The 23037-nt window shown below is 69.6% G+C and carries 1 pseudogene; it reads right to left on the bottom strand.

The annotated features are described in order from the left end of the window. Positions 1-21: 21 nt before the first annotated feature. A pseudogene (locus Q664_RS53470) lies at positions 22-23016 on the bottom strand (non-ribosomal peptide synthase/polyketide synthase); the annotation flags it as partial. Positions 23017-23037: the final 21 nt, after the last annotated feature.

Raw genomic sequence — 23037 nt, 5'->3', positions numbered from 1 at the left:
CCCCGAGCCAGGGAGCGCTCCTCAGGGCTGGAGGGCCCGGCGCCGCGAATCCTGGGTGCTTGAAGCGAGGGCCTCGCGCAGGAGCTCGGCGAGCTGCCGCACGAGGGGCGCGCGCAGCAAGGCATGGTGGCCTCCGGGCAGCACGTGGCGCTCGAGGCCGCCGCCGGCCACCGCCGACCACCCGCCGTCCTCGGGCTGGCTGGTGACCTCACCGGCCTTGAGCAGCAGCAGACGCTGATCGGAGGCGCGGGCCGTGTAGCGCTGGTTGGCGCGCAGGTTGCTCTCGAAGACGCGCAGCAGGGTGCGCAGTTGCTCCAGCCCCATACCGGGCGGCAGGGCTCCGCTGCGCGCACCCTCCTCCAGCACTCGTGCCAGCACCGCATCCGGCTCCAGGGCCTGGAGCTGCTCCCAGTCCGGTAGCAGCTCGGCTCCGAAGGTGCCCAGCAGATCCTGGAGGAACAGGACAGCCGCCTCGGAGGGCTCGAGCTCCGGCAAGGCCTCTCGCTGGGGAACGTAGGAGTCGATGAGGGTGACGAGCTCGACCTGCTCGCCACGCTGACGGAGCTGGGAGGCCATCTCGTAGGCGATGACGCCACCCATGGACCAGCCGCCCAGCAGGTACGGGCCAGAGGGCTGAACCGAGCGGATGGACTCCACGTAGAGGGCCGCCATTTCCTCCACGGAGGACAACGGGGCACTGAGGCCATCGAGCCCCTGGGCCTGCAGGCCGAAGATGGGGCGCTCGGAGCCGAGCTGACGCGCCAGCTCGGTGTAGCAGAAGACGTTGCCTCCGACGGGGTGGACAAGGAAGAGAGGCGTCTTGTCGCCACCACCACTCAAGGGAACGAGCGGGGACCAGGGAAGCGGGGACTCCTGGCGCAGCAGCGCGGCGAGCAACTCCACGGTGGGAGCGCGGAAGAGGGTGGCCAGGGGCAGCTCGCGGCCGGTGGCCTCACGCACGCGCGCCATGAGCTGCACGGCGAGCAACGAGTGGCCGCCCAGCTCGAAGAAGTTGCCGCGAACGCCGACGGGATGAACCCCCAGCACCTCTTCCCAGAGTCGGGTGAGCCGCAGCTCGAGTTCATCCCTCGGCGCCAGCACGGTCGAGGCCGGCTGGGCGTGCATGTCCGGCGTGGGAAGCGCCCGGGTGTCCACCTTGCCACTGGAAGACAGGGGCAGGGCCTCGAGGGAGACGAAGGCGGAGGGAACCATGTACTCGGGCAGCGAGCGCTTGAGGAAGTCGCGCAAGGTGCCGGGTTCCACGGAGTGGCCCTCGTGGGTAACGAGGTAGGCGACGAGGCGCTTGTCGCCCGTGGAGTCCTGGCGAAGCACCACGGCCGCCTGGAGGATGGAGGAGTGGGCGCGCAGGGCGGATTCGATTTCACCCAGCTCGATGCGGAAGCCACGCAGCTTCACCTGGGAGTCGAGGCGGCCGAGGAACTCGAGCTGGCCATCCGGCAGCCAGCGCACCTTGTCACCGGTGCGGTAGAGGCGCTCGCCCGGAGAAGAGGAGAAGGGGTGGGGGAGGAACTTCTCGGCGGTGAGCTCGGAGCGGCCGAGGTAGCCGCGAGCCAGGCCGACGCCGCCCAGGTACAGCTCGCCGGGCAGGCCCACGGGGAGAGGACGCAGGTGCTCGTCGAGCACGTAGGCCTGGACGTTGTGGAAGGGGCGGCCGATGGAGACGCGACGAGGGTCCACGTCGTCGGTGAGGGTGGCGACGATGGAGACCTCGGTGGGGCCGTAGACGTTGAGGAAGCGGCGCCCGGGCTTCCAGCGGGCCGCGAGCTCCGGTGCGAGGGCCTCGCCGCCGGCGACGACGGTGTGGAGGGACTCCAGGACCTGGGGCTCGAGAATCGCGAGCAGGGCAGGAGTGAAGAAGGCGGTGTTGATGGAGTGCTCGCGCAGGAATTGCTGCAAGGGCAGGCCGGGCGGGAGCTGGTCGCGAGTGGTGAGGAAGAGCTGTCCACCCGCGAGGAGGGTGGGAAGCATCTCCCAGATGGAGGCGTCGAAGCTGATGGAGGCGTAGGGCAGGACGCGAGAGTCGGGCCCGAGCTTCATGGAGTCGATGCTCTGCAGGACGGTGTTGCAGAGGCCGCGGTGCTGCAAGAGGGTGCCCTTGGGGCGGCCGGTGGAGCCGGAGGTGTAGATGGCGTAGGCGAGGTTGTCGCCGTCCGGAGTCAGCTCGAGGTCATCCCCGGAGAAGGTGGAACTCTGCGCGGAGAGGTCTTCCATCCGGAAGGAGCGAACGCTCACATCGAGTGAGGAGTGGGTGAGGAGGAGGGAGGGACGAGCGTCGGAGAGGATGAAGGAGAGGCGCTCGTTGGGGAGGGAGGGGTCGAGGGGGAGCCACGCGCCACCAGCCTTGAGGGTGGCGAGCAGGGCGATGACGAAGTCCGTGGAGCGCTCGAGGTGGAGAGCGACGAGGGAATCCGGGCCGACGCCGAGGGAGCGCAGGAGGCGTGCGAGCTGGTTGGAGCGAGCGTTGAGCTCCGAGTAGGTGAGGCGCGCGCTGGAGGAGTGAAGGGCGGGAGCATCCGGAGTGCGACGCGCCTGGGCCTCGAAGAGGCAGTGGACGAGCGGGTGCTCGGGCAGCGCGCGAGGGGCGGGGCTCCAGTCCACGAGCAGTTGGTGACGCTCGGACCCCGTCAGCAGGGACAGCGAGGCGAGGGGCGCATCCGGCTGGGAGAGGACGGAGGAGAGGAGCACCCGCAGGTGGTCCACCATGCGGCGGGCGGTGTCGTGCTCGAAGAGGTCCGTGCAGTACTCGAGAGAGCCGGTGAAGCCCTCGGGGCCGTCGGAGAGGGAGAGGGTGAGGTCGAACTTGGAGGGGAGCTCGCCCGGAGGCAGAGCGCGCAGGGAGAGGCCCGGGAGCTCCAGGTTGCTGGCGGGAGCATTCTGGAGGGCGAACATCACCTGGAAGAGAGGCGTGCGGCTCAAGTCACGAGGAGGCTGCAACTCCTCGACGAGCTTCTCGAAGGGGATGTCCTGGTGGGCGAAGGCACCGAGGGTGGTCTCGCGCACCTGGTGCAACAGCTCGCGGAAGGAGGAGACAGCCGAGAGGCGGGCACGAAGGACGAGGGTGTTGACGAAGAAGCCGATGAGGCCCTCGAGCTCGGAGTGGCGGCGGCCGGCGATAGGAGAGCCGACGGAGATGTCGTCCTGACCCGAGTAGCGGGAGAGCAGGAGCTGGAAGGAGGCCAGAAGGGCCATGAAGGGAGTGACCCCCTCACGCTGGCAGAAGGCCGTGAGCGACTCGGAGAGGGCCTTGGGGAGGTGGACCTCGAGGTGTGCGCCGCGGTGGCTCTGGACGGAGGGCCGAGGCTTGTCGGTGGGCAGCTCGAGAGCGGCGGGAGCACCAGAGAGCTGCTGGCGCCAGTAGGAGAGCTGCTGCTCGAGGGCGGCACCTTGCAGCCACTGACGCTGCCAGACGGCGTAGTCAGCGTATTGCAGGGGCAGCTCGGGCAGGGGCGAAGGCAGGCCAGAGGAGAAGGCCTGGTAGAGAGCGGCTACCTCGCGCACGAGGATGCCCATGGACCACCCGTCGGAGACGATGTGGTGCATGGAGAGGACGAGGATGTGGAGCCGCTCCTCGAGCTTGAAGAGCGAGGCGTGGATGAGCGGGCCGTGCGCCAGATCAAAGGGCCGCAGGGCGACTCGAGAGGCCTGGCGGTGGGCCTCGTCCATGCGCTCGGAGGGAGGCAGGGAGGAGAGGTCCACGAGGGACAAGGGCAGGGAAGCCGTAGGCGCGATGCGCTGGACAGGCTGGCCGGCCTCGGAGCCGAAGGTGGTGCGCAGGGAGTGGTGACGGCGAACCAGCTCGGAGAAGACACGCTGGAGAGCGGCTTCGTCCAGAGCGCCCTCCAGGCGCAGGACGAAGGGCATGTTGTAGGAGGAGGAGCCGGGCTGGAGCTGGTCGAGGAACCACAGGCGCTGCTGAGAGAAGGAGAGAGGCAGCGGGCCTGAGGTGTCCGTCGGCTTGAGCGGAGGAGCCTGAATCGTGGCACTGGACGGGTGCGCGGCGCTCAGGTGAGCCGCGAGGGAGGCGACGGAGGGAGCCTCGAAGAGGGCGCGCAGGGGCAGCTCCACCTGGAAGGCGGAGCGGATGCGGGAGACAACCTGGGTGGCGAGCAGGGAGTGGCCACCCATCTCGAAGAAGTTGTCGTGGATGCCCACCTGCTTCATGCCCAGCACCTGGGCCCAGACGTCGGCCAGGCGCTGCTCCAGCTCGTTGCGAGGCGCGACGTAGGCCGCCGCCGGCTGGAGCGAGGAGGCCTCGGGGGCGGGAAGCGCCCGGATGTCCACCTTGCCGCTGGAAGACAAGGGCAGGGCCTCGAGGGAGACGAAGGCGGAGGGCACCATGTACTCGGGCAGCGAGCGCTTGAGGAAGTCGCGCAAGGTGCCGGGTTCCACGGAATGGCCCTCGTGGGCAACGAGGTAGGAGACGAGGCGCTTGTCGCCCGTGGAATCCTGGCGAAGCACCACGGCCGCCTGACGGATGGAGGAGTGGGAGCGCAGGGCGGATTCGATTTCACCCAGCTCGATGCGGAAGCCACGCAGCTTCACCTGGGAGTCGAGGCGGCCGAGGAACTCGAGCTGGCCGTCCGGCAGCCAGCGCGCCTTGTCACCGGTACGGTAGAGGCGGGCGCCCGGAGAAGAGGAGAAGGGGTGGGGGAGGAACTTCTCGGCGGTGAGCTCGGGACGGCCGAGGTAGCCACGAGCCAGGCCGACGCCACCCAGGTACAGCTCGCCGGGCAGGCCGACGGGGAGAGGGCGCAGGTGCTCATCGAGCACGTAGGCCTGGACGTTGTGGAAGGGGCGGCCGATGGAGACGCGGCGAGGCTCCACGTCGTCGGTGAGGGTGGCGACGATGGAGGCCTCGGTGGGGCCGTAGACGTTGAGGAAGCGGCGCCCAGGCTTCCAGCGGGCCGCGAGCTCCGGTGCGAGGACTTCGCCGCCAACGGCGACAGTGTGGAGGGACTCGAGGCCCTGAGGCTCGAGGAGGGCGAGCAGGGAGGGTGTGAACGAGGCGGCGTTGATGGAGTGCTCGCGCAGGAATTGCCGCAAGGGCAGGCCGGGCGGGAGCTGGTCGCGAGTGGTGAGGAAGAGCTGTCCACCCGCGAGGAGGGTGGGAAGCATCTCCCAGATGGAGGCGTCGAAGCCGATGGAAGCGTAGGGCAGGGCGCGAGAGTCGGGCCCGAGCTTCATGGCGTCGATGCCCTGCAGCACGGTGTTGAAGAGGCCGCGGTGGTTCAGCAGGGTGCCCTTGGGGCGGCCGGTGGAGCCCGAGGTGTAGATGGCGTAGGCGAGGTTGTCGTCGTCCGGAGTCAGCTCGAGGTCATCCCCGGAGAAGGCGGAGCTCTGCGCGGAGAAGGCCTCCATCCGGAAGGAGCGGATGCCCACGTCCAGGGGGGCGTGGGTGAGGAGGAGGGAGGGACGAGCGTCGGAGAGGATGAAGGAGAGGCGCTCGTTGGGGAGGGACGGGTCGAGGGGGAGCCAGGCGCCACCAGCCTTGAGGGTGGCGAGCAGGGCGATGACGAAGTCCGTGGAGCGCTCGAGGTGGAGCGCGACGAGGGAATCCGGGCCGACGCCGAGGGAGATGAGGAAGCGCGCGAGCTGATTGGAGCGGGCATTGAGCTCCGAGTAGGTGAGGCGCGCGCTGGAGGAGTGGAGGGCGGGAGCATCCGGAGAGCGGCGCACCTGGGCCTCGAAGAGGCGGTGGACGAGCGGGTGCTCGGGCAGCGCACGAGGAGCGGGACTCCAGTCCACGAGCAGCTGGTGACGCTCGGACCCGGTCAGCAGGGACAGCGAGACGAGGGGCGCATCCGGCTGGGAGAGGACGGAGGAGAGGAGCACCCGCAGGTGGTCCACCATGCGGCGGGCGGTGTCGTGCTCGAAGAGGTCCGTGCAGTATTCGAGCGTGCCGGTGAAGCCGTCCGGGCCATCGGAGAGGGAGAGGGTGAGGTCGAACTTGGAGGGGAGTTCGCCGGGAGGCAGAGCACGCAGGGAGAGGCCCGGGAGTTCCAGGTTGCTGGTGGGGGCGTTCTGAAGGGCGAACATCACCTGGAAGAGAGGCGTGCGGCTCAGGTCACGAGGAGGCTGCAACTCCTCGACGAGCTTCTCGAAGGGGATGTCCTGGTGGGCGAAGGCGCCAAGGGTGGTTTCACGCACCTGCTGGAGCAGCTCGCGGAAGGTGGTGACACCGGTGAAGCGGGCACGCAGGACGAGGGTGTTGACGAAGAAGCCGATGAGTCCCTCGAGCTCCGAGTGGCGGCGGCCGGCGATGGGGGAGCCGACGCTGATGTCGTCCTGACCGGAGTAGCGGGAGAGCAACACCTGGAAGGAGGCCAGAAGGGCCATGAAGGGAGTAACCCCCTCACGCTGGCAGAAGGCCGTGAGCGACTCGGAGAGCGCCTTGGGGAGATGGACCTCGAGGTGCGCACCGCGGTGGCTCTGGACGGAGGGCCGAGGCTTGTCGGTGGGCAGCTCGAGAGCGGCGGGAGCGCCGGAGAGGTGCTGCTTCCAGTAGGAGAGCTGTTGCTCGAGGGCGGCGCCCTGCAGCCACTGACGCTGCCAGACGGCGTAGTCAGCGTATTGCAGGGGCAGCTCGGGCAGGGGCGAAGGCAGGCCGGAGGAGAAGGCCTGGTAGAGGGCGGCCACCTCGCGCACGAGGATGCCCATGGACCACCCGTCGGAGACGATGTGGTGCATGGAGAGGACGAGAATGTGCAACCGCTCCTCGAGCTTGAAGAGCGAGGCGTGGATGAGCGGACCATGAGTCAGATCAAAGGGCCGCAGGGCGACTCGAGAGGCCTGGCGGTGGGCCTCGTCCATGCGCTCGGAGGGAGGCAGGGAGGAGAGGTCCACGAGGGACAGGGGCAGGGAAGCCGTGGGAGCGATGAGCTGGACGGGCTGGCCGGCCTCGGAGCCGAAGGTGGTGCGCAGGGAATGATGACGGCGAACCAGCTCGGTGAAGACTTGCTGGAGAGAGGCCTCGTCCAGAGCGCCCTCCAGGCGCAGGACGTAAGGCATGTTGTAGGAGGAGGAGCCCGGCTGGAGCTGGTCGATGAACCACAGGCGCTGCTGAGCGAAGGAGAGAGGCAGCGGGCCTGAGATGTCCGCCGGCTTGAGCGGAGGAGCCTGGAGAGGCGTGCCGGACTGGAGGACGGAGCCCAGGTGGGCCGCGAGGGCAGCGACGGAGGGAGCCTCGAAGAGGGCGCGCAGGGGCAGCTCCACCTGGAAGGTGGAGCGGATGCGGGAGACGACCTGGGTGGCCAGGAGGGAGTGGCCACCGAGCTCGAAGAAGTTGTCGTGAATGCCGATGCGATCGGTGTGGAGCACCTGTGCCCAGATGTCGGCCAGGCGCTGCTCCAGCTCGCTGGAAGGCGCAACGTAGTTGCTGGAGGAAGAGAGCGAGGCCGCGGGGGCGGGAAGAGCCCGGGTGTCCACCTTGCCGTTGGGGGTGAGCGGCAGGGCGTCGAGGGGCACGAGGGCGGAGGGCACCATGTACTCGGGCAAGGTGCCCTTGAGGAAGGTGCTCAGGTCCGCGGTGTTGAGCTCGGGGGACGCACTACCCTCACCCCGTCCCTCTCCCGGAGGGCGAGGGGAAGTGGGCACGACGTAGGCAACGAGACGCTTGTCACCCGAGTCCTGGCGCACCACGACGATGGCCTGGCGCACGGACGGGTAGGCACGCAGGGTGGATTCCACTTCGCCCAGCTCGATGCGGAAGCCACGCAGCTTCACCTGGGAGTCGAGGCGGCTGAGGAACTCGAGCGTGCCGTCGGCCAGCCAACGCACCTTGTCACCGGTGCGGTAGAGGCGGGCACCCGGAGCCGAGGAGAAGGGGTGGGGGATGAACTTCTCGGCGGTGAGCTCGGGGCGGCCGAAGTAGCCACGCGCCAGACCGTCGCCGCCCAGGTACAGCTCGCCGGGGACGCCGGGAGGTACGGGGTGCAGGTGCTCGTCGAGGACGAAGGCCGTGGTGTTGGAGATGGGGCGGCCGATGGGAACCGAGGACGCGTGGGGCGCGACGGACTGGATGAAGTACCAGGTAGCGAAGGTGGTGGACTCGGTGGGGCCGTAGACGTTGAGGAGACGAGAGGGAGGAGCAGCCTCGAGGACACGGCGGATGGAGAGAGCGTCAGAGGCCTCACCGCCGAAGAGGAGGTTGCGCAGGGAGGAGAAGGAGGAGGGCGCGAGAGAAGCGACCTGGTTGAAGAGAGCGGTGGTGAGGAAGAGGGTGGAGACGGAGTGGGCGCGGAGGGTGGCGCCGAGCTCGAGAGGCGAGAGGAGTTGCTCGCGCGAGAGGATGACGAGGCGAGCACCGGAGAGCAGCGCCCCCCAGACTTCGAAGGTAGCGGCGTCGAAGGCGGTGTTGGAGGCGTGAGCGACGCAGTCCTCGGGAGAGAAGCGGACGTAGTCCGAGGAGAGGATGAGACGCAGGACGCCGAGGTGGGGAACGGCGACACCCTTGGGACGTCCCGTGGAGCCCGAGGTGTAGATGAGGTAGGCGAGGTTGTCGGAGCCGGAGCCTGAAGGAGGAGCGTGGCGAGGCTGCTGGGAGAGGGCCGAGGACTCGGAGTCCAACAGGAGGAGGCGAGCCGAGTGAGAAGGCAGCCGGGCCTGGAGGGACTGGAGGGTGATGAGAACGCGAGCGGAGGAGTCCTCGAGCATGAAGGCCAGACGCTCGGAGGGGTAGGAGGTGTCGAGAGGCAGGTAGACACCGCCAGCCTTGAGGGTGGCGAGCATGGAGACCACCATGTCGGTGGAGCGCTCGAGCAACAGACCCACCATGGTCTCGGTACCGACACCGAGGGAGCGCAGGCGCCAGGCGAGTTGGTTGGCGCGCTCGTCCAGCTCACGGTAGGTGAGGGACTGAGCACCCTCCTGGACGGCGATGGCGTCGGGAGTGAGGCGAGCCTGGGCCTCGAAGTGGCCGTGGATGGAACTGTGGCGCGGGTAGTCGGTGCGCGTCTGGTTCCACTCCACCAGCACTTGCTGGCGCTCGGTGTCGGTCAGAAGAGGCAGGGAGGAGAGAGGAGCCTCGGGGCACGAGATGAGTGACTCGAGCAACACGCCCAGGTGGCTCGCCATGCGGCTGACGGTGTCGTGCTCGAAGAGTTCGGAGCAGTACTCGAGAGTGCCGGTGAAGCCCTCGGGGCTGTCGAGGAGGGAAAGGGTGAGGTCGAACTTGGAGGAGACCTCGTTCGGCATCAACGGGCGCAGGGAGAGGCCTGGCAGCTCGATGTCCGAGTGAGGAGCGTTCTGCAGGGCGAACATCACTTGGAAGAGGGGAGACCGGCTCAAGTCACGAGGAGGACGCAGCTCCTCGACGAGCTTCTCGAAGGGGATGTCCTGGTGGGCGAAGGCACCGAGGGTGGTTTCACGCACCTGCTGGAGCAGCTCGCGGAAGGAGGAGACGGCCGAGAGGCGAGCACGCAGGACGAGGGTGTTGACGAAGAAGCCGATGAGGCCCTCGAGCTCGGAATGTCTACGGCCGGCGATGGGAGAGCCGACGGAGATGTCGTCCTGGCCGGAGTAGCGGGAGAGCAACACCTGGAAGGAGGCCAGAAGGGCCATGAAAGGAGTGACCCCCTCACGCTGGCAGAAGGCCTTGAGGGACTCGGAGAGCGCCTTGGGGAGGTGGACCTCGAGGAGGGCGCCACGCTGGCTCTGGACAGAGGGACGAGGCTTGTCGGTGGGCAGCTCGAGGGCGGCGGGAGCACCGGAGAGCTGCTGGCGCCAGAAGGAGAGCTGCTGCTCGAGGGCCGCACCCTGCAACCACTGACGCTGCCAGACGGCGTAGTCAGCGTACTGCAGAGGCAGCTCGGGCAGAGGCGAGGGCTGGCCCGAGGAGAAAGCCTGGTAGAGGGCCGCTACCTCACGGACGAGGATGCCCATGGACCATCCGTCGGAGACGATGTGGTGCATGGAGAGAGCGAGGATGTGCAGCCGCTCCTCGAGCTTGAAGAGCGAGGCGTGCAGGAGCGGGCCATGGGCCAGATCAAAGGGCCGCATGACGGAGTGGGAGGCCAGGCGGTGGGCCTCGTCCATGCGCTCGGAGGGAGGCAGGGAGGAGAGGTCCACGAGGGACAGAGGCAGGGAAGCCGTGGGAGCGATGAGCTGGATGGGCTGGCCGGCCTCGGAGCCGAAGGTGGTGCGCAGGGCGTGGTGACGGCGGACCAGCTCAGTGAAAGCACGCTGGAGCGCGGCCTCGTCCAGGGCGCCCTCCAGGCGCAGGACGTAGGGCATGTTGTAAGAGGACGAGCCGGGCTGGAGCTGGTCGATGAACCACAGGCGCTGCTGAGCGAAGGAGAGAGGCAGCGGGCCTGAGGTGTCCGTCGGCTTGAGCGGAGGAGCCTGGAGCGAGGCACCGGACTGGAGGGCGGAGCCCAGGTGGGCCGCGAGGGCGGCGACGGAGGGAGCCTCGAAGAGGGCGCGCAGGGGCAGCTCCACCTGGAAGGCGGAGCGGATGCGGGAGACGACCTGGGTGGCGAGCAGGGAGTGGCCCCCCAGCTCGAAGAAGTGGTCGTGGATGCCCACCTGCTTCATGCCCAGCACCTGTGCCCAGATGTCGGCCAGGCGCTGCTCCAGCTCGTTGCGAGGCGCGACATAGGCCACCGCCGATTGGAGCGAGGAGGCCTCGGGAGCGGGAAGCGCCCTGGTGTCCACCTTGCCGTTGGGAGTCAGGGGCAGGGACTCCAGCGACACGAAGGCGGAGGGCACCATGTACTCGGGCAAGGAGCCTTTGAGGAAGGTGCTCAGGTCCGCGGTGTTGAGCTCTGGGGTCGCACTACCCTCACCCCGTCCCTCTCCCGGAGGGCGAGGGGAAGTGGGCACGACGTAGGCCACGAGCCGCTTGTCACCCGAGTCCTGGCGCACCACGACGATGGCCTGGCGCACGGAGGGGTGGGCACGCAGGGCGGATTCCACTTCACCCAGCTCGATGCGGAAGCCGCGCAGCTTCACCTGGGAGTCGAGGCGGCCGAGGAACTCGAGCTGGCCATCCGGCAGCCAACGCGCCTTGTCACCGGTGCGGTAGAGGCGGGCACCCGGAGCCGAGGAGAAGGGGTGGGGAATGAACTTCTCGGCGGTGAGCTCGGGGCGGCCGAAGTAGCCACGAGCCAGGCCGTCGCCACCCAGGTACAGCTCGCCGGGGACGCCGGGAGGTACGGGGTGCAGGTGCTCGTCGAGGATGAAGGCGGTGGTGTTGGAGATGGGGCGGCCGATGGGAACCGAGGACGCCTGGGGCGCGACGGACTGGATGCGGTACCAGGTGGCGAAGGTGGTGGACTCCGTGGGTCCGTAGCCGTTGACGAGTCGAGCGGGAGGAGCGGCCTCGAGGACGCGGCGAACGGAGGTGACGTCAATGGCCTCACCGCCGACGACGAGGTCGCGCAGGGATGAGAAGGAGGAGGGCGCCAGAGAGGCGACCTGGTTGAAGAGGGCGGTGGTGAGGAAGAGAGTGGTGACGGAGTGGGCGCGGAGTGTCGCTCCGAGCTCGAGGGGCGAGAGGAGCTGTTCGCGAGAGAGGATGAGGAGGCGAGCGCCGGAGAGGAGCGCACCCCAGACCTCGAAGGTAGCGGCGTCGAAGGCGGTGTTGGAGCCGTGAGCGACGCAATCCTCGGGAGAGAAGCGGATGTAGTTCGTGGAGACAACGAGGCGCAGGACGCCGAGGTGGGGAACGGCGACGCCCTTGGGGCGGCCGGTGGAGCCCGAGGTGTAGATGAGGTGGGCGAGGTTGTCGGAGCCAGCGCTCGAGGGAGGAGCGTGGCGGGGCAGCTGGGAGAGGGCCGAGGATTCGGAGTCCAGCAGGAGGAGGCGAGCCGAATACGAGGGCAGCCGGGCCTGGAGTGACTGACGGGTGATGAGGACCCGAGCGGAGGAGTCCTCGAGCATGAAGGACAAGCGCTCGGAGGGATAGGAGGTGTCGAGGGGCAGATAGGCGCCGCCGGCCTTGAGGGTGGCGAGCATGGCGACCACCATGTCGGTGGAGCGCTCGAGCAACAGGCCCACCATGGCCTCGGTACCAACGCCCAGGGAGCGCAGGTGCCAGGCGAGCTGGTTGGCTCGCTCGTCCAGCTCACGGTAGGTGAGGCGGTGCTCACCCTCCTGCACCGCGATGGCGTCGGGAGTGAGACGGGCCTGGGCCTCGAAGTGGCCGTGGATGGAGCCGTGGCGAGGGTAGTCCGTCCAGGTCTGGTTCCACTCCACCAGCACCTGTTGGCGCTCGGCCTGGGACAGCAGGGGCAGATCTCGCAGGCGGGCGTCGTTCCGGAGCGTCAGTCCCCGCAGCAGCGCGCACCAGTGGCTCAGGGCCTGCTGGAGCAGGGCGCTGTCGAAGCGAGCCGAGTCATAGGTCGCGCGGAGCTGGATGCGTGAGCCCGGATGGACGGCGAGGGTGAGCGGGAAGTTGGTGCGCTCGGAGGTGTGGACATCCCGGATGTCCAGCGAGGTGGCATTGCGCTGGAGGGACTCGTCCAGCGGGTAGTTCTCGACGACGAGGAGCGACTCGAAGAGCGGCGCCGTGCGAGGCAGGGCGCTCGAGGCGTGAATGGAGACGAGCGGCGTGTGCTCGTGCTGCTGCAACTCCAGTTGCTGCGAGCGGAGCTGGTGGAGCCAGGGGATGAGGGGCGAGGACGACGCCGGGATGCGGATGCGGACCGGGATGGAGTTGATGAACAGGCCCACCATGGTCTCGATACCAGGGAGCTCGGGCGGCCTGCCGGAGACGGTGAGGCCGAAGAGCACGTCCTTCTCGGCGCTGTGGAGCGAGAGCACGAGCGCCCAGGCCGCCTGCGAGAGGGTGTTGAGCGTGACCTGGTGCTGACGCGCGAAGGCCTGGATGGCCGACGTGTCCTCGGCGGAGAGGCTCAGCTCGAGGACATGCTGGCTGGAGGGCTGCCCCGTGGGCGGAGTGGCGTGGGTGTCGGCCGGAAGCGGCGTGGGCGCGGAGAAGCCCGCGAGCGTGGAGCGCCAGAAGGCCTCGTCGGCGGAGGGGTCGCGGCGCTGCAGCCACGAGATGTAGTCGCGGAAGGGCGGGCGAGCGGAGCGCTGAAGCGGCTTGCCCGAGCGGAAGGCGTCGTAGAAGGCGAAGACGTCCTGCAGGAGCAGGCCAACGCTCCAACCATCCACGAGCAGGTGGTGGTGGCTCCACAGGAAGCGCCACGCGTCGTCCTGGAGGCGGAAGGCCGTCAGGCGCATGAGCGGAGCGCGAGCGAGATCGAAGCCCTGGCGCATGTCCTCGAGGATGAATGCGTCGAGGCGCGTCTTCTGCTCGTTCGCGGACAGGTGCCTCCAGTCATGCTGCTGGAAGGGCAGCTCGACGCGCGAGTGGACGAGCTGCAACGGGGTGTCGAGTCCCTCCCAGAGGAAGGACGTGCGGAGGATGGGGTTGCGCTCGAGCGCCGCCCGCCACGCCGAGAGGAACGCCTCCAGCTCGAGGTGCGAGTGGACGCTCCAGGAGAGCTGCTCGAAGTAGACGCCGGACTCCGGTGAGAGGAGGGCGTGGAAGAGCATGCCCTGCTGCAAGGGCGTGAGGGGGTAGAGGTCCTCGGGTACGGCGGTGTGGCGGGAGAGGATTGCGTCGAGGGTCGGCTGGGAGATGCGCGCGAGGGGGAAGTCCGTGGGCGTGAAGCGGCGCGTGTCGTCGGAGTGACGGAGCGAGATGAGGGCTCTCAGGTGCGCGAGGAAGCGCTGGGCGAGGCCCTGGATCGTCGACGCGTGATGCAGATGGGTGCTGTAGGTGAACGAGAGCTGGAGGCGTCCCGCGAGGACGGAGCCATTCACCTCCAGGGGGTGCATGCGGCGAGCAGCGGGGTCCGTGACGGGGCCCGTGGGCTCGTTGGAGAGGGAGAAGAGGGTGCTCGCGGTGGCGGAGGCGTCGAACTGGCCGAGGTAGTTGAAGGCGACCTGCGGAGCGGAGAGCGCGGCCAGCTTCTGGGAAAGCGAGTCCGGCCCCATCCACCGCAGGAGGCCGAAGCCGATGCCGTGGTGCGGGAGCTGGCGCAGGGAGTCGCGAACGGAGCGCAGGCAGTCTCCCGGTGAGCCGCCCTCGGGAATGGCGAGCAGGACGGGAGTGAAGGTGGTGAACCAGCCGATGGTGCGGGACAGGTCCACGTCCGGGAAGAGGTCCTCGCGGCCGTGGCCCTCGAGATTCACGAGGAGGCGGGGCTGGCCCGTCCACTCCGAGAAGGACTGGACGAGCGCGGTGAGGAGGACGTCATTGATGTGCGAGCGCCAGGCGGCGGGCACCTCCTGGAGCAGGAGCCGGGTCTCGTCGGCTTCCAGGGTGACGGAGACGGAGGCGGCGGAGGCGTAGGTGTTCTCCCCGGAGGCGTCCTCGGGGAGGGCGGGGACGAGGGCACGGGCCTCGTCCAGCCAGACGGCGGACTCGGAGGCGAGCGCCTCGGAGGAGGCGTACTCGGAGAGGCGGCGCGCCCACGTCCGGTAGGAGGTGGACTTGGGCGGCAGCCCCGCCTGCTGACCGCGCAGGAACTGGAGGTAGGTGGCCTCGAGGTCCTCCATGAGGATGCGCCAGGAGACACCGTCGATGACGAGGTGGTGGACGCAGAGGAAGAGACGCTGGGCGCCGCCGAGGTGGAAGAGCGCGGCGGCGAACAGCGGAGCCCGGGAGAGCTCGAAGCCGGCCTGGATGCGAGCGGCCTCGGCCTCGAGGGCCGCGGGCCGGGCGGCGGCGGGAAGCGAGGACAGGTCCACCTGACGGAGCGTGGGGGCGGCCTCGGTGCCCTCGAAGTGCTGCTGCCAGCGTCCCTCGACGTGGGTGAAGCGGGCGCGGAACGCGTCGTGGTGGGCCACCACGTGGCCGAGCGCCTTCTCGAGGGTTACCGCGTCCAGGGGCTGACGCGCCTCGAGCAGCAGGCTGTGGTTGAAGTGGTGGGCGTGGGCGGTGTCGTGGTGGAGGAACTGGCGCTGGATGGGGGTGAGGAGCACTTCGCCGGTGACAGGACCCTGCTCGTCCCGTGCGGCGGAGGCACGCTCGGCGATGCTGGCCAGCTCGGCGATGGTCTGGTGCTGGAAGAACTGGCGGGCGGTGAGGGCGAGGCCCGCATGGCGCGCGCGCGCGACGACCTGGAGGCTGACGATGGAGTCGCCACCCAGCTCGAAGAAGTTGTCGTGGATGCCCACCTGCTTCACGCCGAGCACCTGCGCCCAGATGTCACTGAGCCGCTGCTCGGTGGCGTTGCGAGGCGCGACGTACGCGGAGCGAGGCGCGGACTGGGTGCGGTCCGGCGCGGGCAGGGCCTTCCTGTCCGTCTTGCCGCTGGAGGTGAGCGGCAGCGTCTCCAGGGCCACGAAGGCCGAGGGCACCATGTACTCGGGCAGCTTCTTCTTGAGGAAGTCACGCAGCTGCGCGACGTCGAGCCCGGCGGACCCACCGGAATCGGGCACGACGTAGGCCACGATGCGCTTGTCGCCCGGGACGTCCTCGCGCACGACGACGACGGCCTGGCGCACCTGGGGGCCCTGCTCCAGGGCGGACTCGATCTCTCCCAGCTCGATGCGCAGGCCGCGCACCTTCACCTGGAAGTCGAGCCGGCCCAGGTACTCGATGTTGCCGTCCGCCAGCCAACGCGCCTTGTCGCCGGTGCGGTAGAGGCGGGCACCGGGCTCGGTGGCGAAGGGGTCCGGGATGAAGCGCTCGGCGGTGAGCGTGGGACGCGAGAGGTAGCCGCGGCCCACCTGGACGCCGCCGATGAAGAGCTCGCCGGGCACACCCGTGGGCACCGGACGCAGGTGCGCATCGAGGATGCGGATGACGGTGTTGGCGATGGGACGGCCGATGGGCACCGAGCGGAGTCCTTCCACGCTCTGGCAGTGGAAGGCGGTGACGTCGACGGCGGCCTCGGTGGGGCCGTAGAGGTTGTGCAACCAGGCGGACGGCAGGCGCTGCAGGCAGCGCTGGGTGAGCTCCAGCGAGAGCGCCTCACCACTGCACACCACGCGGCGCAGGCGGGTGCACTGCTCGAGGCCCGGCTGCTCCAGGAAGTGCTGGAGCATGGAAGGCACGAAGTGGGCGGTGGTGACGCCCTGCTCGGAGATGAGCCGCAGCAGGTAGTCGGGCTCCTGGTGGCCGCCGGGGCGGGCCAGCACGAGACGCGCACCCACCATGAGCGGCCAGAAGAACTCCCAGACGGAGACGTCGAAGCTGTAGGGCGTCTTCTGCAGCACCACGTCCTGCTCGTCCAGGCCGTAGGCCTGCTGCATCCACGACAGGCGATTGCAGACGGCGCGGTGGGCATTCATGGCGCCCTTGGGCCGGCCGGTGGAGCCCGAGGTGAAGATGACGTAGGCGAGGTTGTCCGGAGTGACCTGGACGGGCGGCGCGTGCGTGGGCTGGCCGCGCAGCGACTCGTCATGGAGCGCCAGCGGCACCACGGAGGCACCGTGCTGCTCGGGGAGGCGGGAGCGCAGGGCGGGCTGGGCCAGGAGGACGGCGGGACGGGCGTCCTCCAGCATCCACTCCAGGCGCTGGCGGGGATAGGTGGGATCCAGCGGGACGTAGGCGCCGCCGGCCTTGAGGATGGCGTAGAGGCCGACGACGAGCTCCACGGAGCGCTCGGCGCACAGGCCCACGCGCACCTCGGGCCCGACGCCCAGGGAGCGCAGGTGCCAGGCGAGCTGGTTGGCGCGCTCGTCCAGCTCACGGTACGTGAGGCGTTGCTCGCCCTCCTGCACCGCGATGGCATCCGGAGTGCGGCGAGCCTGGGCCTCGAACGGGCCGTGGACGAGGTTGTCGCGCGGATACTCCGTCCGGGTCTCGTTCCACTCCACGAGCACCCGCTGGCGCTCGGCCTCGGTCAGCAGCGGCAGTTGCGCCAGCGGCTTCTCCGGAGACTCCACCACCTGCCGCGCCAGCACGGTCAGGTGCTCGGCCATGCGCGCCGCGGTGGACGGCTCGAACAGTCCCGTCGCGTACTCGAGGGTGCAGTGCAGCCCGTCGGCGCGCTCCATCACCTCGAGCGACAGATCGAACTTGGTCGTGTCCGCGTTGATCTTCACGCCGCTCAGGCGCAAGTCGGCCATGTCGGCCTGGGGCGCGGGGACGTTGACGACGTTCAGCACCACCTGGAAGACGGGCGAGCGGCTGAGATCTCTGCGCACCTGGAGCGCGTCCACCAGCCGCTCGAAGGGAAGCTCCTGGTGGGCGAGGATCTCCAGCGACGCCCGGCGCACGCGCGTCAACAACTCGCGGAAGGACGGCGCCCCATCCAGCGAGGCCCGCACCGCGAGCGTGTTGACGAAGCAGCCGATGAGTCCCTCCGTGCCCGGGTAGTGACGGCCGGCGGTGGGCAGACCCACGGCGAAGTCCTCCTGACCGCTGTAGCGGCTCAGCATCGTCTGGAAGAGCGCCATGACCACCATGAAGGACGTGGAGCCTTCACGCCGCCCCAGGGCCAGCAGGGGCTCGGACACCTCTCGCGGCAGCACGAAGGGGAGCAGGGCTCCCTTGTTGTCCTGGGCGGCGGGACGGAGCTTGTCGGTGGGCAGGTCCAGGGGCGGAACACCCGAGAGCCGCTGCTTCCACCAGGAGACCTCCCTCTCCATCACTCCGCCCTCGAGCCACTTGCGCTGCCACACGGCGAAGTCCGCGTATTGCAGCGTCATGGGCGGCAGCGGCGAAGGCTGCCCGGCGCAGAAGGCGGTGTAGAGCGCCACCAGTTCCTTGGCCAGCACCAGGGAGGACCAGGCGTCCGAGACGATGTGGTGGAAGACCAGGTTGAGGATGTGCTCCTCGGGCTCCACGGCCAGCAGCAGCGCGCGCATGACCGGGCCCTTCTCCAGATCGAAGGGCAGCAGCAGGTGCTCGCGGCACAGGCGGAGGGCCTCGGACTCCCGGGCCTCGGACGTGGAGGCGCTCAGCTCCACGCGGGGCATGGACAGCTCGATGCTCGGATGGATGAGCTGGACGGCGCCCTGTTCGGTGAGGGTGTACGTGGTGCGCAGCACCTCGTGACGGTTCACCACCGCCTCCAGGGCGGAGTGGAGGGCGGCCACGTTCAGCGGGCCACTCAGGCGGTATGTGACACCGTTGTTGTACGTCGCGCTCTCCGGCTCGACCTGCTGCAGGTACCACAGCCGCTGCTGGGCGAAGGAGAGCGGCAGGGGCTCGTTCCTCGGCGCGAGAGGAATGGCGGGAGGTGTGGAAGCCCCTCCCGTGGCGGTGGCCGGCACGACGGCGTTCGCGGGGCGCTCCTTCTCGGCGGGGCGCTTCGTGCGGGCCGGGGGAGCGCTCATGGGCTCCAGGCCACCGTCCGTGCGCATGCGGACATAACGGCCGGTGCGGAAGAGGCGCGCGGAGGAGTCCAGCGGATGGGGGACCCACCTCTGGTGCTCCTCACTCGAGGCGCGCCACAGCTGTTGCGGCAGACCGGCGCCCCAGAGCGCCAGCTCGCCCACGACACCGGAAGGCACTGGCTGGCCGGACTCGTCCAGTACCCAGCGCTGCACCTCCGAGGGCAGCTCCTCTTCCGGCGCTCGCGGCACCAGCGAGCCGTCCGCTACCGCGCCCTTCCTCAGTACGGGCACCCCGGCTGCTTCCCGCAGCGCCCGGGCGAGCTCGGCGGAGCTCTCCTCCAGCACGAGCGCCTTCACCGGCTCCAGGGCCCGCCGTGCCTCGGGGAGCTCGGACAGCGAGCGGGCCAGCCGCGCCGAGGCGTGCATCAGCACCTGGCCCGAGCTCCGCGCCAGCTCCACCAGGGCGTCGACTCCCTGCCGGCTCTCCACCAGGATCTGCTGCTGCCGTCCGGCGGCGAGCTCCTCGCTGCGCTGGCGCACCTCCGCCAGCTTGCGCAATCCCTGGAGCACCGTCGGAGTGTCCAGGCCGAAGTCGACGAGGCAGGCCACCTCGTCCACGTCCGCCTCGCGCACCACCTCCAGACGCTTCACCCCGTTCTCCACCGAGCCGATGAGGCCCGCGTGGTAGGCGTAGTGCTCGAAGCCGCGCTCGAGAATGGCCTGCACGTCGGCCTCGGGCACCTTGGCGATGTCGCCCTTGAAGCCCTGCAGGGCCGCCAGCGAGGCGACGATGTCCACCGAGCCGCGGAAGTAGCCCAGCAGCGGCTTGTGCACCGTCTCCAGCACCTCGCGGTCATCGTTGCCGATGAAGGTGTGGAGCATGACGGTGATGTGGCCGCGGCCCGGGTGGCCGTTGCGGCGCCAGGCCTCGCGGTACAGCCCCACCTTGGCCTTCAGCTCCTCGAAGCTGTGGGCCAGCATGCCGGTGAGGACGCCGGCCCCCAGCTCGCCGGCCATGCGGAACGTCTCGGGGTTGGAGGTGGCGGTGAGCCAGATGGGCAGCTCGCGCTGCACGGGAATCGGGCGCAGGCCCACTTCCACTTCCACTCCACCGCCGCCCTTGCGCTTGAGCTTCTCGCCACGCCAGACGGCGCGCAGCGTCTTCAGGCTCTCCAGGAGGATGTTGCGGCGATTCTCGTAGTTGTGGGGCGCGTACGAGAAGTCCTGCACGTGCCAGCCGGTGGCGACGGAGACGCCGACGCGGCCGTTGGAGAGGTTGTCGGCCACGGACCACTGCTCGGCCACCAGGAGCGGGTCATGCAGCGGCAGCACCACGCTGCCGGCGCGCAGGCGCAGATTGCGAGTCACCGTGGCGACGGCGGCGGCGAGGAGGGCGGGCTGGGGGTAGATGCCACCGAAGGCGTGGAAGTGACGCTCGGGCGTCCAGATGGCGGAGAAGCCATGGGCGTCAGCGAACTTCGCCCCCTCTATCAGCAGCTCGTACTTGGAGCCCCGCATGGAGTCTTCGTCATTGGCGAAGAACATGAGGCTCAAGTCGACGGCGCGGGAGCGGACGTTTTCGCCGCGCGGGTGCAGCAGGCTGGCGGACACCTCGTGGGAGGGGAAGAGTACGTGCAGGCCGCGAGAGAGGGCCCACAACCACTCCAGCTCCGGGCGCTCCACCGCGTTCTCGGCGGCGGCGAGCCAGGCGCTGCCCTCGGCCGGCTCGAGCCGCGAGTCCAGGGTGTCGAAGAGGTGCAGCAGGCCGCCGTGGGAGAGAACCCAGGCGGGTTGAGAGGCGCCAGCGGGCAGGAGCCATGCCGGCTCCTCCGGACGCACGGGGGCCTTCGCCCCGGCCGAGGCCGGGGCGTCCTCGAGGGACTCCACGTACAGGACGCGAGAGGACTCCAGGCGCTGCGCGGTGACGAGCCCACGCCAGGTGAGCAGCACGGGCGCGCTGGTGCCTTCGGGGGCGTACTGGGGCAGGCTTCCGAGCTCGGAGGGAGCCAGGGTGACAACGGAGGCACCGGCCTCCAACACGCCCCAGAGGGCCAGCAGCTTGTCGGGAGAGGGCTCGAGGCAGACAGCGACGGGATCACCGCGCTTCACGCCCAGGGCGTGCAGGCGGGCCGCCAGACTCCGGGCCCGGGCGAGCAGCTCACCCAGGGTCCACGTCTGTCCTTCCCGCATGACGGCCACGGCCTGGGGCGAGCTGGCGGCGCGCCGGGCCAGCAACTCGGGCACGGAGGGCGAGGTGGGCGCGGGCCGGGGTTGCAGCCACTGCGTGCGCTCCTCGCCGGTGAGCAGCGGCAGGCGGGAGATGTGCTCGTCCGGCCGGGCCATGCCCGCGGTCAGCAGCACCCGCAGGTGCTCGAGGAAGCGGCGAGCGGTGGACGCATCGAAGAGCTCGGTGGCGTACTCCAGCGCGCCGTGGAGCTGGCCGGGCACCTCGCGGAACACGAGGGTCAGGTCGGCCAGCGTGGTGCCCCACTGCACGGGAGTGTCGGGCACCTCGACGAGGCTGGCGCGCAGGCCGGGCAGCTGCTGGGAGTTGCCCGCCGGGTCGTTATGGAGCACGAAGACGCTGTCCGTCATGCGGCCGCGGCCGATGTCGTGCTGGGGGAAGAGCTCCTCGACGATCTGCTCGAAGGGCACGTCCGGGTGGTTCTGGGCGCCGAGCAACACTTCACGCACGCGGCCGAGCAGCTCGCGGAAGGTGGGATCGCCGCTCAAGTCGGTGCGAAGCGCCACGGAGTGGGCGACGTAGCCGATGAGGGGCTGAAGCTCGGGGAGGGTGCGGTTGGCGATGGGCGTGCCGACGACGATGTCCGTCTGTCCGCTGTAGCGGTGGAGCAGGGCCTGCCAGGCGGCCAGCAGGATGACGTAGGAGGTGAAACCCTCGCGGCGGCCGAAGGCCACCAGCTCGTTGGCGAGCGCGGGAGGGTAGTCCACGGACATGCGTTCCGAGGTGAGCGGGCAGGTCGCGGGCCGGGGCCTGTCGGTGGGCAGGTTGAGCCGGCGAGGCATGCCGGCGAGCCGCTGGCGCCACCACTGCTGCTGCTCGGCCAGGAGGTTCTCGCTGACGTTGCGGCGCTGCCAGTGGCCGAAGTCGGCGTACTGCACGGGCAGGGCGGGCAGGGGCGAGGGCATTCCCCCGCGCATGGCCACGTAGAGGGCGGCCATTTCCTGGACGAAGATGCTGACGGAGAGGGTGTCGCTGACGATGTGGTGGATGGTGCAAAGCAGGACGTGGACGTCCTCGCGCAGGCGCAGCAGGGTGGCGCGCAGCACGGGCCCCTTCACCAAATCGAAGGGACGGACGGCGTCCTCGCGCGCCAGGCGCATGGCCTCGGCCTCGCGCTCCTCGGGAGTGCCGTCGAGGACGAGCACCTCCAGGGGGATGTGCACCCGGGCATGGAAGCGCTGCACGGGGCGGCCGTCGACGGTGTCATAGGTGGTGCGCAGCGCCTCGTGGCGCTGAACGACTTGCTGGATGGCGCGCTCGAGCAGCCGGGCGTCCAGGGCGCCTTCCAGGCGGAGGACGAAGGGGATGTTGTAGGCGGACAGGCCTGGGAGGAACTGCTCCAGGCGCCAGGTGCGCTCTTGCACGTAGGAAAGCCGCAGCTCGCCGTCGCGCGACAGGGGCGCCAGTTTGAGGGTCTTCTGTTGAGCCTGCTGTTGTTGCTGCTGAGGAGCGGACTGAAGCAGGGCCTCGATGCGGGAGGCGATGCCGGCGACGGTGGGGCTGTCGAAGAGGTCAGCCAGGGGGAGATTCACCCCGAAGGTGTCGCGCATCTGGGTGAGCATCTGCGCGGCCATCAGCGAGTTGCCGCCGAGCTCGAGGAAGCTGTCGTCGCGGCCGACGTATTCCAGGCCGAGACGAGCGCGCCAGAGGGCGGCCACGCGCTCCTCGATGTCACCGCGAGGCATGTCCTCGCGTCCGGCGGGCACCACAGCGGGAGCGGCCACCGGGGCCGCGATGGGGCTCGCGACGGCCGGAGTGGAGGGCGTGACGGCCGTGGCGGCGGGCGCGCTCGGGAGGGCGATGACGGGCTGGGCCGTAGCCACGCCAGGCACCGCGTCCACCCAGCAACGCTTCTCCTGGAAGGGATAGGTGGGGAGGGAGAGGCGCAGGCGCCGCTCGCGGGCGTAGAAGGCCTTCCAGTCCATGGGGAGGCCGTGGGCCCACGCGTCGCCCAGGGCCTGCAGGAACACGGAGTGTTCCGAGGCCGAGCTGCCCTGCCGGCGCAGCGAGGGCAGTGCCTTCACCTTGCCGCTCTTGCCGTTGCCGCTCTTGCCGTCCAGGTTGGCGCGGATGAGGGCGGTCAAATCCTGCCCCGGGCCCACCTCGAGCAACAGGCCGCAGCCCTCGTTCAGCAGTGCTTCCACGCCCGAGGCGAAGCGCACGGGCTGGCGCATCTGCCGGGCCCAGTAGGCCGGGTCCTGCATGTCCTCGGCGGTGGCCCAGGTGCCTGTGAGACTGGAGACGAGCCGCGCCGTGGGGGCCGAGCGCCCCAGCGAGGCCACCACGCGCACCAACTCGGGCATGAAGGGCTCGACGTCGGCGGAGTGGAAGGCATGGGGCGCGGGCAACCGCAGCGACCCCACGTCGCGGCGCTTGAGCTCCTCCGTCAGGCGCTCCACTTCGGCGATGGGGCCGGAGACGACGCAGCGGCCCGGAGCGTTGAGGGCGGCGAGGGAGAGGCTGCCGGAGAGCAGCGGACGCACCTCCGCCTCGGACAGGCCCACCGCGAGCATGGCACCCGGAGCCATCCCCTC

It is taken from the genome of Archangium violaceum Cb vi76 (genome assembly GCF_000733295.1).
Lineage (GTDB): Bacteria > Myxococcota > Myxococcia > Myxococcales > Myxococcaceae > Archangium > Archangium violaceum.
This window is presented reverse-complemented; position numbering and strand designations above follow the sequence as displayed.